The sequence below is a fragment of the Corynebacterium antarcticum genome, assembly GCF_016595285.2.
GTDB classification, from domain to species: Bacteria; Actinomycetota; Actinomycetes; order Mycobacteriales; family Mycobacteriaceae; genus Corynebacterium; species Corynebacterium antarcticum.
In genome coordinates, this window is sequence record NZ_JAENIP020000001.1 from 471,758 (window position 1) to 484,668 (window position 12,911).

8 protein-coding genes are annotated in these 12,911 nt (G+C 69.7%); 1 reads left to right on the plus strand and 7 read right to left on the minus strand.

Going from position 1 to position 12,911, the window contains the following annotated elements; all coding sequences use genetic code 11:
* Positions 1 to 80: 80 nt before the first annotated feature.
* The 4 genes from ftsY to JIM95_RS02120 all read right to left on the minus strand — a co-directional run bounded on the left by ftsY (position 81) and on the right by JIM95_RS02120 (position 9,832).
* A complete protein-coding gene (ftsY, locus tag JIM95_RS02105; protein ID WP_234034454.1) occupies positions 81 to 2,090 on the minus strand; it encodes a signal recognition particle-docking protein FtsY in 2,010 nt (669 codons plus the stop codon).
* Between the two features lie 199 nt (positions 2,091 to 2,289).
* Positions 2,290 to 5,940, minus strand: coding sequence for a hypothetical protein (locus JIM95_RS02110; protein ID WP_200257011.1), 3,651 nt, complete (start codon positions 5,938 to 5,940; stop codon positions 2,290 to 2,292).
* Positions 5,941 to 6,096: 156 nt separating this feature from the next.
* Complete coding sequence (gene smc, locus JIM95_RS02115; RefSeq protein WP_200257010.1) at positions 6,097 to 9,582, minus strand: chromosome segregation protein SMC; 3,486 nt, start codon at positions 9,580 to 9,582, stop codon at positions 6,097 to 6,099.
* Between the two features lie 25 nt (positions 9,583 to 9,607).
* Entirely contained in the window at positions 9,608 to 9,832 is a 225-nt protein-coding gene (locus JIM95_RS02120) for a hypothetical protein (protein ID WP_200257007.1), read from the minus strand.
* On the opposite strand from JIM95_RS02120, the gene JIM95_RS02125 reads away from it, so the two are divergent.
* A complete protein-coding gene (locus JIM95_RS02125) occupies positions 9,819 to 10,073 on the plus strand; it encodes a hypothetical protein (RefSeq protein WP_200257006.1) in 255 nt (84 codons plus the stop codon). The two genes, JIM95_RS02120 and JIM95_RS02125, sit on opposite strands and share 14 nt — an antisense overlap.
* A 14-nt stretch (positions 10,074 to 10,087) precedes the next feature.
* On the opposite strand, the gene JIM95_RS02130 is transcribed toward JIM95_RS02125, so the two are convergent.
* The 3 genes from JIM95_RS02130 to mutM all read right to left on the minus strand — a co-directional run bounded on the left by JIM95_RS02130 (position 10,088) and on the right by mutM (position 12,905).
* Positions 10,088 to 10,381, minus strand: a complete 294-nt coding sequence (locus JIM95_RS02130) for an acylphosphatase (RefSeq protein ID WP_200257005.1) — start codon at positions 10,379 to 10,381, stop codon at positions 10,088 to 10,090.
* Between the two features lie 129 nt (positions 10,382 to 10,510).
* Positions 10,511 to 11,986 carry an alanine/glycine:cation symporter family protein gene (locus tag JIM95_RS02135; protein ID WP_200257004.1) on the minus strand — a complete coding sequence of 492 codons (1,476 nt, stop codon included), beginning with the start codon at positions 11,984 to 11,986 and terminating at the stop codon, positions 10,511 to 10,513.
* Between the two features lie 34 nt (positions 11,987 to 12,020).
* Complete coding sequence (mutM, locus tag JIM95_RS02140) at positions 12,021 to 12,905, minus strand: bifunctional DNA-formamidopyrimidine glycosylase/DNA-(apurinic or apyrimidinic site) lyase (RefSeq protein WP_200257002.1); 885 nt, start codon at positions 12,903 to 12,905, stop codon at positions 12,021 to 12,023.
* Between the last annotated feature and the right edge of the window lie 6 nt (positions 12,906 to 12,911).

Below are 12,911 nucleotides of genomic sequence, written 5' to 3' on the forward strand. Positions count from 1 at the left end.
CCACCGGCGGCCACCTTGAACACCGAGAACCGCCCCGGGATTGTCCCGGGGCGGTTCTCGTTCGTCTGAAGCAGCGGTGGTCAGCCGAGCAGGGCGTCGACGAAGCTCTCCGGCTCGAACGGGGCCAGATGGTCCGCGCCCTCACCGAGTCCGACGAGCTTGACCGGAACGCCGAGCTCCTCCTGGACCTGGAACACGATGCCTCCCTTGGCGGTTCCGTCCAGCTTCGTCAGCACCACACCGGTGATGTCGACGACGTCGCGGAAGATCCGGGCCTGGGTCAGGCCGTTCTGTCCGACCGTCGCGTCCAGAACGAGCAGGACCTCGTCGACGTGGGTCTTCTTCTCCACGACGCGCTTGACCTTGCCGAGCTGGTCCATCAGGCCGGTGGAGGTGTGCAGGCGGCCGGCGGTGTCGATGAGCACCACGTCGACGCCCTCGTCGACGCCACGGGCGACGGCGTCGAAGGCGACGGATGCCGGGTCCGCACCTTCCTTGCCGCGCACCGTGCGTGCACCGACCCGGCGCCCCCAGGTCTCGAGCTGGTCCGCTGCTGCGGCACGGAAGGTGTCCGCGGCTCCGAGCAGCACGTTGTGGCCCATCGCCACGAGCACGCGGGCGAGCTTGCCGGTCGTGGTGGTCTTGCCCGTGCCGTTGACGCCGACGACGAGAACCACGGCGGGTTTTCCGTCGGCGGGCATCGCGCGGATCGAGCGGTCCAGTTCTGGCTTACAGGCCTCGATGAGGGTCTCGCGCAGCATGGCGCGGGCCTCCGCCTCGCTGGACACGCCGCGCGCGGCGATCTTGTCGCGGAGCTGGTCGACGACCCGCATCGTGGTCGGGGTGCCGAGGTCAGCCATGAGCAGCGTGTCCTCGATCTCCTCCCACGCGTCCTCGTCCAGGTCACCGGCGGTGAGGATGCCGAGCACGCCCTGGCCGATGACGTTCTGCGACCGGGACAGCTTGCCGCGCAGTTTGCCGAGCCGCCCCTCCGCGGGGGCGATCTCGTCGATGTTGCGCTGCGTGGCGGCGTCCACGGACTCCGACTGCGCGGGTTCCGCGGGGGCGGGCGTCTCGGCGCGCGCGGCCTCGGCGGCGGCCTGTGCGGACTCTGCGGCCTCCGCGGCCTCGATCACGCGCGGATCATCGTCGGTGGCGTCCTCGACACTCTCCGGTTCCTCCGTGACGTCGGCCTTCTCGTCCTCGGCTGCGTAGGTGTCGGCGTCGACGACATCGGTGTCGTCGGCCAGATCCCGGAAGATCGGGGCTGCCGGTTCAGCGTCGGACGGCTCGTCGGTGGTGTCCGCGGCACCTTCGGGTGCGGTCGCGGCGAAACCGGTCCGGTCGGGTTGCGGGGTCGTGTCCTCCGGGTTGACCGGCTCCGGCTCGTCGTGGGAGACAGCCTGCTCGACGTCGGCCTTCTCATCCACGGGTTCCGGCTCCACCGGTGCCGGGATCGGGGTCACGGAGTCGCCGTGCTGAGGGGTCTGTGCCGGGGTCTCCGGAGCGACGGCGTGCTGTTGCACGGGGTGGGCGTCGGAGACAGACTCAGCACCGACGGGCGGAGCCGGTGTGCGCTGCGGTTCGTCGACGTTCTGTTCCGGTGCGACCTCCGGCCCGGGTTCGGGCGCGGGCTTCGATCCGGATTCTGGTTTCGCTTCGGGCGCCGGAGCCGGTATGGGGCTGACCTGAGGTGCAGGTTCCCCGGCTTGAGGTGTCTGATTCACCTGGTCCCCGGTGGCGGGTTCCCGTCGGGTCGGGGCAGTCGCCGCCCGCTCCCCGCCGGGCTTCTCCGGCGCCACGGCGCCATCACGCAGAACCGGCTCCGGTTCAGCCGCCCTGTCCTTGACGGCGGGGGCGAAATTGAAGCCTCCCTGTGCGGTGTAGTTGCCGGATTTCTCGGCCTGGGTGAGCTCCTTCGGCTCTTCGAGCTCATCCCTCTCACCGAAGCTGATCGTCTTGGCCTTCTTGCGCTTCAGCCCCCACACGATAAGGAGTATGACGATGAGCGACACCAGCACGATGCCGGCGATGATCTGGTAGGTCGGGTTCGTGGCGAACTGATCCATCACGTTCTGCAGGTTGTCCATGCGTACATGGTTTCACATCCGGGAGGCGTGCGCTCCCGGGGCCTCGCTCATCTCACGGAGATCACCGTGATTCCGGCGGCGGATGGTTCCCCACGCCGTCCGGGCGCACCGGGACACCCGGGCCGGCAACTCTGGCACATCTCCGTGTGCACCCCGCGAAGCCGGATGCCCGGTTCCGCGGGGTCCGTGTTCCCTGCCCCTAGTCCCCGATCCCGGGGTTCGTGACGGCGAGGACCATCGCCTCGGCGGCGATGAGGTCTCCGGTGACGAGTTCCGGGGTGAGGTCGGCGAGACGGCTCCATCCGGGGGTCGCCGCGGTGAGCAGCTTGGATTTGCCCATCAGCCCGTGGGCGTGCATCCGGGCGGCGAGCGCGAAGACGAGGGACACGACGGGGGCGAGTGCCCAGGTGTTCGCACCGGAGTCGGTGTCCACGCCCTCGAGCTTGTCGAAGCGGACTCGGGCCGAGGAGTACAGACGCCGGTTCGCGCCGCGCATCGCCTTCATCAGCGCCGCGGCGGAGGTCACCATCTCGCGGTCGGCGAGCAGGTCGTTGAGTTCGTGGCGTTTGTTGAACGTCTCGAACACTGCGAGGAGCCGGGCACTGTCGTCCATGATGGGGCCGGGAACGATCTCCGCCTGAGCGAAGAACATCTTGAGCAGTGATTCCTGCTGGGCCTCGTCCATCCGGGCGATCTGGACGGTGGACTGATCGATGCACGCGGTGTCGAGGGTCGCGTCGCGTCCCGTGGACAGGGTCTCCACGAGCCGCTTTCCGGCGACATCCTCGAGCCGGTCGAGCAGCGCACGGAGCCGGGTACGGGGTTCGCCAACCTCGACGGCGGCGTGGACGGCGGGGAGCTGCGCCAGGAGTTCCAGGGTGCCGATCCACGCGGTGCGGTGGATCGCGACGGCGGCGTCCCGCGGGTCGGGCACGGGCGCGGTGCCGTGCTCCCCCGCGTCACCGTCGTCTGCACCGGGATCAACGGCGAGTGCGGCGAACGGGCCGTGGACGAGTCCGGCGACGACGACCTTCCCGGGCTGCGCTTCGCCGGGGACGAGGGATGCCGACAGCCCGGCGAGCGCGGCCGCCGGGTTCGCGGCGAGCGCGGTGCTGACCGCTTTTCGGAGCTGGACCGCACCGACCGCGGCATCACTGCCCGGTTCGGTGGTCACGCCCGTGTCCGGGGTGAATCCGGCGAGGAAATCCCAGAGCACCGGCATGACGGAGGAGTCGGTGGGCGCGGTCTCGGAATCACCGGAGAGGAACGCCGAGAGTTCGTTCAGCGGCCCACTGCTGCCGGTGTAGTGACCGGGTTGGGGCGCGGTGAGCGCGGTGGCGCCGGGCACGATCGGCGCGCGCAGCACCGAGAAGGAGTCCGCGGAGTGGAGCTGGACGGTGAGTTCACCGGCACCGATGAAATCGGCGGGGAGCTCGGTGCGCTCACCGGTGACGGGGATCGTGCGAGCGAACACCCACGGGGCGGTCGCGGGCCACACCCACGCACCCAGGGCACGGTCCCGGGCGAGCCCCTCGAACACGAGGTGTCCGTCCTCCACCGCGACACCGGTGGCGTGGGGTGCGGGATCGATGAGCGCGAGGTTCACCGACACCCGGCGGTCACTGCGGGGGTCGGTCCACTCGAACTCCATCCGTCCGCCGGGCAGAACGGCGGTGGATGCGGCGAGCTGCGCCATGGGCGCGGTGTAGGTGATCCCGTCCTCGGCGGTGAGCCGCACGGTGCGCAGTGGCGCGCCGTGATGGTTGCGGACGGTGACCTTCGGGTCACCGAGTTCCCCGGTGGCGCGGATACGGAGTACGCCGCCGGCGTCGAACTGACGGGGACCGCAGACGAGCCGGGTGGTCCGCCACATCGGGGGCTGGGTGGTCAGGGGTACCTCGAAGGTGAGCCGGGGCGGGGTGAACCGCAGCGGCATCGCGTCACCTTCGTCGGTGGTGATGACGACGTCGCCTCCGGCCTCGTCCGGGGCGACGTGGATGGTGCGCGGCTGCGCGGTGAAGGGCTTGACCCCGGGCCGGATGGTGCAGCTCGCCTCGCTGAGTCCGCCGGTGGCGGGGATCCGGACGGACCGGCAGGCACCGTGGATGTCGGTGGTGGTGTCGAGTCCCTCGACGATGGCGTACTCGTGGCGGAAGGACTCGTTGCGGGGACCGCGGAGGCGCACGAGGTACTCCCCCACCCACGGCGCATCGTAGAGCTCGGGGTCGAAGATGTCGAAGACCCCACCCTCGGCGGGGATGATGAGCGGTTCGGCGGGGGCGACCTCCTCGCCGGCGTGCCCGGTTCCGGCGTACGCGGAGATGGACAGCCACCAGGTCTCCTCGGCGCCGGAGACCGTCGGCGGGAACTCGGCCAGCAGTGAGGCGGAGTGGATGGGTAGTCCGCCGAGGCTGCGGAGGTCCGCGACGGGGTCCCCGGGGTCGCGGAACATGACGCGCTGCCGGGGGTCGACACAGCGGACGTTGTGCATCGGTGACGGGGTCTGACCCGGGCGCAGGACCTGGAGGGACGCGGCCTGCGAGGAGTCGACGCGGCGGGCGGTCCACCCGGCCCAGCCGTCGACGGCGCGGGAGGAGACGACGGGGATGTCCTCGCCGGTGACCACGTCGACGAGGCGGGAGTCGTCCGGGGTGACGACGATCAGCGCGGGGTGGTGCAGGGATGCGAGATCGGTGAGGTTCTGCCCCTTGACGGAGAACACCAGGACCGGATCGTCGGAGTCGACGACCGGGACGACCCAGGTGGCGTCGTTCGTGATGTCGGCGACGGTGATCTCGCGGAGCTGGCGTTCGACGTGGAGGTCGAGCAGCTCGGAGAATCCGCCGGTCTCTCCCCAGCTCCGGCCGGTGCGGTAGATCCGGGTGGTGCCCTCGACGGACACACGCCACTGGACCTCGGCGTCCTGGCCCTCGGGCAGCGCCTGTTCGGGCAGCCGGAGGCACACCTTGCCGCGGTGGGCGTCGAAGATGATGCGCGGGGTGTGTTCCCGGGTCGCGACGCCGACGGCGGAGCCCCGGCCCGCGGTTCCGACGGGGCGTTCCCGCAGTTCAGCGGCGACCGCACCGCGCAGAAGCACCGGCAGCGTCACCTTTCCGCGATTGTCCTGTCCGGCGAGGGCCGCGCGCCAACCGCGGGGATCGGTGCGGGTGAGTTCCCTGAGTTCGATGACACCGGCCATAACATCGGCGAGGATCTCCGGGGCCGCCGCGGCGACGTCTGCGGTGACCGGCAGCGGGGTCTCCGGATCATCGTCCTCGTCGTCTGCGGGGAGATTCTCCGCGTAGCTGCCGTCGGCGAGCATCGACACCGTGTCCGGGCCGGTGAGTTCCCGCCCGGAATCATCGAGCGCGTCGAGGAGTTCGAGCAGACCGGGCACCTCGTTGCCGGTGACGCCGGCGTGGGTCGCGAGCAGCAGCACCGGGGCCCCGAGACCGTCCGGGATCCGGAGCCCGACCCGGCGGACGAGATCGACGGTGACCCCGGCGAGTTCTGCGGTGAGGCCGTCCGTGGGGGCCAGACCGAGGCCGTGCAGGTACTCGTCGAAGAAGCTGGAGCGGTCGGTCATCCGTGCGGCACGCGCGACGAGGGTGACCACGGCGACGGTCGGGGTGACGTCGACGAGACCGGTGATCGTCGCGCCGGCCGCCATCTGGCGGGAGAGGAACGTCCCGTAGAAGCGTTCGATGCACTCGATGTCATCGGATTTCAGCCCCGTTCCGGTGACCCGGTCCCGGTCGGCGAGGACCTGTGCGAGTTTCAGTTCGGTCTGGGATGCCCAGCCGAGGAGGGGGTCGTTCAGGTCCGCGATCGGATTGGCGCTGCCGCTCATGACGTCGTGTGTGCCCCTTGGAGTGTGCCGGTGGATGGTTGGCCTGCCGAGCAGACTGTTCGATTCTAGCGCCCCCGTCCGCGGCACGCGCGGACACCATTGAAGCCCATGGCCCACGCCCCTGAGCAGCAGGTTCGATGCCCGACCTGGGGTCGGTCAGGTCTCATCGGTGTCGTCCCGCGCACGGGTGGCGGGCGACATCCGCTGGCTGATCACGCGGGTGACGCCGTCGCCGCGCATGGTCACGCCGTAGAGCACGTTGGCGACGTCCATCGTGGGTTTCTGGTGGGTGATGACGATGAGCTGACTGGACTCGCGGAGTTCCTCGAACAGGTTGATCAGGCGACGCAGGTTGACGTCGTCGAGGGCGGCCTCGACCTCGTCCATGACGTAGAACGGGCTGGGGCGTGCCCGGAAGATCGCCACGAGCATGGCGAGTGCGGTGAGGGACTTCTCCCCGCCGGAGAGCAGCGACAGCCGCTTGACGCGCTTTCCGGGGGGCCGGGCCTCGACCTCGATGCCGGTGGTGAGCATGTCGTCCGGGTCGGTGAGCACCAGCCTCCCCTCCCCGCCCGGGAACAGGGTGGAGAACACGCGGGGGAACTCGTCCTCGACATCGCGCCAGGCGTCGGTGAACAGCTGGAGGATCTTCGCGTCGACCTCCTCGATGACCCCGGTGAGATCCCGTCGGGCCTGCTCCACGTCGGCCAGCTGCGTGGCGAGGTACTCGTAGCGCTCCTCCAGGGCCTTGAACTCCTCGAGGGCGAGCGGGTTGACCTTGCCGAGGGAGGCGAGATCCTTCTCCGCGCGCTTGAGGCGCTTCTTCTCCGCGGCGCGGTCGAAGTCCTCGCCCGGGGTGTAGTCAGCGAGGATGACCTCCACCGTCAGACCCAGCTGCCCGGTGATCTGTTCCTCGGCCTGTTCGATGCGCACCTGTGCCTGGCTGCGGGCGATGTCGGAGGCGTGTGCCGTGTCGGTCAGCCGGTTGAGTTCCATCCGTGCGGCGTTCACCGCATCCTTGGCACGGGCGAGCCGTGTTGTGACGTCGGCCCGGGCCGTGTTGAGTTCGTCCCGCCGGGCCGCGGCCCGAGCGGTGGCATCCGCGGTGCGATCCGCGACCTCCCGGGCACCGCGTTCCACGGCGGCTGCGAGTTCGGCCGCCGCCCGACGGGCGGCCATCGCCCTCTCGTGCCGGGCCTTGGCCTGCCGTTCGTGCTCGGCCTGACGGCGCAGCGCGTCGCCTCTCCCCCGCAGCTGCCCGGCGCGTTCCTCGGCCGTCCGCAGCGCGAGGCGGGCCTCGACCTCCATGGCCTTGACCTGTGCGAGCGCGGAGGCGGCCTCGTCCCGGGCCGCGGTGGAGGGTTCGTCGGGTTCATCGGTGTCCTCGACGCGGGTCAGGCGGTCGAGGGTCTCCTCGAGCTGTCCGGCCAGTTCGTTCCGGCGGAGTTCCGCTGCGGTGACGCGCGAGGCCATGCGCTGGTGTTCGGCGCGCGCCACTTCGTGGCTCCTGGCCAATCGGGTCGCATCCCGGTTGAGGGTCTCGAGGTCGCGGTCGTGCTCACGGAGCGCGGCCTTCGCCGCCGCGGCGTCGACCCGCGCCTCCTCGTCCGCGGTCGCGGCGCCGGAGAGGGTGCCTGCGAGCTCGGAGAGTTCCGCCTCCGCGGTGGCGAGTTCCCCGCGGGCGGCGTCGATCTGCGCGGTGATCTCCACCGCGGTTCCGGCCCCCTGTCCGAGGGTCAGCCACCCGTGTCCGCGCAGCGTGCCGGCGCCGGTGACGGCCTTCAGCCTGGGGTCGTCGCCGACGGCCTTCCGGGCCGCGGTGTCGTCGTCGGCGAGGACGACGTCGACAAGGAGCCTCACGACGGCGGTGCGCACGCCCGGGTCGAGGTCCAGGTGGTCGAGCAGCCAGGTGCATCCGGCCGGCAGATCGGTGTCGAGGCGCCAGTCCCCGCTCCCGGCACCGGTCGTGTCGATGAGTGTGGTCCGGGGGATGTCCGCGCCGTCGAGTTCCCCGAGAACGGTGTCGTCGATGTCACCGGCGACGGCCTCCGCCACGGGGCCGAGGGCCGCGGCGACGGCCTTCTCCGTTCCCGGTTTCGGGCGGATGAGGGTGGCCAGAGGTGCGAAGCCGTCCCCGAGTATCTCGGCTGCGTCGACGGTGGGCACGGTGGATTCGAGGGTGTCGATCCGGGAGGTCAGGGACGACACCCGGCGTTCCAGGGCGCGTTCGGCGTCGCGCAGCTGGTTGAGCCTCGCCTCGGCGGCCTGTGCCTCGGCGGCTGCGCGGGTGTGCGCCTGTTCCAGTGGTTCGCGGTCGGTCGACGAGCTCTCGATCCGGGAGGCGATGGCCTCGGCCTCCGCGCGGACGGCGTCCGCCCGCCCGAGGGTCTCCTCGAGCTGCTCGGTGAGCCGTTCAATGTCGGCGTCGGCGGCCTCGATCCGGCTGCGCTGGGATTCCTCCGCGGCGAGCAGCCTGACCACGCCCTCCCGCCGGTCGGCGATGGCGCGCATCTGGGCGAGGTGCTCACGTTCGAGTTCGCGGGCGGTCTGTTCGCGCTCCTCGACCTCCTCCCGGATGGACTCGAGGCGCTCGGCCGCCATCTCCACGGCCTCCTCGAGACCGGCGAGTTCCTCGTCGGCGTGCTCGGCGCGGCGTATCAGGTCATCGGGGTCGGGTCCGGAGTATCGGATGTCGGAGACCTGGTTCGCGGCGCGATCGGCGGCGATGCGCACCGTCGCGGAGACGCGTTCGGCCAGTGCCGACAGGGTGAACCACAGGTTCTGGGCGGCCTCGACCTCGGGCGTGAGCCGGGCGAGTTCCTCCTCCAGTTCGAGTTGCCCGCCGGTGGCCTCCTCCAGTTGTTCGGTGACGTCGCGGACCCGGGCCGCGAGCAGCTCCGCCTTCGCCTCCGCGTCCTCGGCGTCGGCGCGCAGCCGCACAAGCTGGTCACCGGCGAGCCGGAGGCGGGCGTCCCGCAGTTCGGCCTGCACCGTCGCCGCGCGCTTCGCCGCCTCCGCCTGCCTGGCCAGTGGCTTCAGCTGACGTCTGAGTTCGCCGGTGAGGTCGGTGAGCCGGTCGAGGTTCGCCTGCATGCCGACGAGCTTGCGGTGTGCCTTCTCCTTGCGCCGCCGGTGCTTGAGCACGCCGGCCGCCTCCTCGATGAAGGCGCGCCGCTCCTCGGGCCTCGCCTCGAGGATCTGGGCGAGACGCCCCTGCCCGACGATGACGTGCATCTCGCGGCCGATACCCGAGTCGGACAGCAGCTCCTGGATGTCCATCAGGCGGGCTCTCGTCCCGTTGATCTCGTACTCGCTCGCCCCGTCTCGGAACATCCGCCTGGTGACGGAGACCTCGGAGTAGTCGATGTCGAGGGCACCGTCGGCGTTGTCGATGGTGAGGGTGACCTCGGCGCGGCCCAGCGGTTTGCGGTCGCCTGCGCCGGCGAAGATGACGTCCTCCATCTTCCCGCCGCGCAGGGTCTTCGCGCCCTGCTCCCCCATCACCCACGCCAGCGCGTCGACGACGTTGGACTTACCGGATCCGTTCGGGCCGACGACGGCGCAGATGCCGGGTTCGAATTTCAGGGTCGTCGCAGACGCGAAGGACTTGAATCCCTTGAGCGTCAGCGATTTCAGGTGCACCGGAAAATAGTAACACCGGCCTCGGTCAGGGATTTCGGGTGAGTTCCCCCGGGTCCAGCTCGTCGAGGAGCACGATCGTCCGGTCCCCCAGATCGCGGGCGAGCGGGGCGTCGACTGCGGCCAACCGCACCTCCAGAGTGCAGGGGCCGTCCGTTCCCGGGAGGATTCCGGCGACGAGCGCGAGCCGGACCTCGGTCCCGGTCTCCTGCACGACGGGTCGGACCCCGAAGCAGCGCGTGGCCCCGGTCATCCCGGCGATCCGGATGGTCCTCGATGCGGGCGACGTGCTCGTCGTGCATCCCGTCGGACGGGGTGTCCACGGGGTACTCCGCGAGGGGCACCACACCGGTTCCCGGGTCGTCGTCTTCAGCCGGGAGGTCGGCGACCGGACCGGTCGAGGGGGCGGGGCCGGAAGGAGCGGTGCCGTCGGCGCGCGGCGAGCATCCGCAGAGCGCGGCTGCGGCTGCCGCAACCGCGGCGGCCGTGAGTGACACCGTCAGCCGACTCATCGTTCGGTGAATCCCGATTCTCCCCGGGGTTCGGACCACTGGTCGATCACCTTGTCGACCCGGCCGGGGCGTCGGGTGGTGCTGGGCTGCTCGGCGAGCCGACCGAGGAGGGCGACGCACGCCTGTTCCTCCCCCTCCGCGACGACGAGCACGCGCCCGTCCGGATAGTTGCTCGCGGAACCGGCCAGCCCGAGCTCCTTCGCCTGGCAGCGGGTCCACCAGCGGAACCCCACCCCCTGGACATGCCCGTGAACCCACGCCGTCAGCCTCGTCCGATCTCCTGCACCCATCGTTTCCGTCCTCCGTGACCATCATCGTGGTGAAGATCTGTCCTGCGGATCACTGTACCGGGCGGTGGGACGCGGAGAGGGGCACCACCCGACTGCCGGACGGCGCCCCTCTGACGGAGATCGCTGCGGCTACCTCACACGGCGGGAGACCTCGTCGTAGCGCTCGTCGCGCTGGAGGACCGCGTCGCTGCCGTCCCAGCACTCCATGTTCTCCCAGCCACGGAGGCGGGGAAGGTCATCGCGGTGGAACACGGGGTTGAGGCCCCTCGCCCGCTGCTCCGAGAAGTGCCTGAGCAGCGCGACGGCGACGCCACCGAGCGGGATGATGGCGATGAGGTTGGCGGTGGCCATCAGCCCGGAGAACGTGTCCGCGAGCGCCCACACGAGCGGGACGGATCCGAGTGCGCCACCGAACACGCAGAGGACCACGAGAGCCCGGAAACCGTTGAGCACGGTCTTCGACCCGGTGAGGAACTCGATGTTCGTCTCCCCGTAGTAGTAGTTGCCGATCACGGAGGAGAACGCGAGGAAGATGATGATCACGGTGAGGAAGTGGATGCCCCAGGTACCGACGCTGTCGGCGAGGGCTTTCTGCGTGAGCTCCATGCCGCCGCGCGTGTCGTCGTAGTCGGGCTTGGACAGCAGGATGATGAACGCGGTGACGGAGCAGACGACGATGGTGTCGAAGTAGACGCCCAGGGTCTGGATGAGGCCCTGCTTCGCCGGGTGCGAGACCGTCGCGGTGGCCGCCGCGTTCGGCACCGAACCCATACCGGCTTCGTTGGAGAACAGGCCCCGTCGGACGCCGTTCATGATGACGGTACCGATCGCGGCACCGGTCACCGACCGGAATCCGAAGGCCTCCGCCCAGATGTTGGCGACCATTCCGGGAACCTGCCCGATGTGGATGACCACGACGATGATGCCGACGATGATGTAGGCGACCGCCATGACGGGGACGATGACCTGGGTGACCGCGCCGATGCGCTGGATCCCGCCGAAGATGACCGCGGCGGTGACCAGCGCGAGTACGGCACCGACGATGATCTTGACGACCACCGGGTTGGACGCCTCGAAGGACGTGGTCATCGAGTCGGCGATGGAGTTGGACTGCACGGCGTTGAACACGAAGCCGTAGGTCAGGGTGATGAGTACGGCGAAGATGACCGCCAGCCAGCGCCATCCGAGGGCCCTGGTGATGTAGTAGGCGGGGCCACCCCGGAAGGAGTCCCTGTCCCGCACCTTGTACACCTGCGCCAGCGTCGACTCGACGAACGAGGTCGCCCCGCCGACGACGGCGAGCGTCCACATCCAGAACACCGCACCGGGGCCACCCATCGCGATGGCGATTGCGACGCCCGCGACGTTTCCGGTGCCGACGCGCGAGGCGGCCGAGACGGTGAACGCCTTGAAGGCGGAGATGTTCTTCTCCCCCTTCTCGGAGGGGGTCCGCTCCACGATCGAGCGGAACATGTCCGGGATGAACCGGATCTGGACCACGAGGGTGGTCCAACAGAAGTAGAGCCCCGCTCCGATGAGCAGGACGAGCACGAATTGCCAGTAGAAGTCGTTGAACTCACCGACGAATTTCTGAAGTTGTTCCATGCGGAGAAACGTTAACCCAAAACTCGGGAAAAAGTCAGTATCTGCGTTGGCAGTTTCCGCAGAAGTGGCTGGAGCGGTTCATGAAGTGCTCGCGCTGGATCGTGAACCCGCAGCGCACGCAATCTTTTCCGGTCTGTCCGTAGACCTTGAGGGAACGGTCGAAGTATCCTGAGTCGCCGTTCACGTTCACGTACAACGCATCGAACGAGGTTCCGCCCTGGGCGAGTGCGTCGCGCATGACGTCGATTCCGGCGGACAACAGGTCACCGATCCGCGTCACCGACATGCGTGAGGCGCGCTGCCGGGGGTGGACCCGGGCCCGCCACAGCATCTCGTCGGCGTAGATGTTGCCGATCCCGGAGACGGTCTCCTGGGCGAGCAGCAGTCGTTTGATCTCGGTGTCGCGGGCTTTCAGGGTTCGCGCCACGGCACCGGGATCGAGAGCGGGTTCGAGCAGGTCCGGGGCGATGTGGGCGACACGGTGCGGGACCCTCCTGGCTTCCGTACCGGCGGTGGTGCTCCGACCCCGCACGAGGGGCCCGGTGGACCAGTAGCCGAAGGTCCGCTGATCGACGAACCAGACCTCACGCCCGTCATCGAGTCCGACATGGGCCCGCAGGTGTCTCCGGTTCGGATCGTCGGTTCCCGCACCTGGATCCTTGATCAGCATCTGTCCACTCATGCCGAGATGCACCAGGAGTGCGGTCTCCCCCGGTGTGAGGACCAGCCACAGGAACTTGCCCCGGCGTTCGACGGATGCGACGGTGCGCCCGGTGAGCGCCGCGGACACCTCCGCCGCGCCGCCGGGATTGTTCCGCGCCGCGCGCGGGTGGAGGATCTCGGCCCTGTCGATGCGGGAACCGGTGATCAGGCGAGCCAGCCCGGACCGGACCGTCTCCACCTCGGGTAACTCAGGCATGGACGG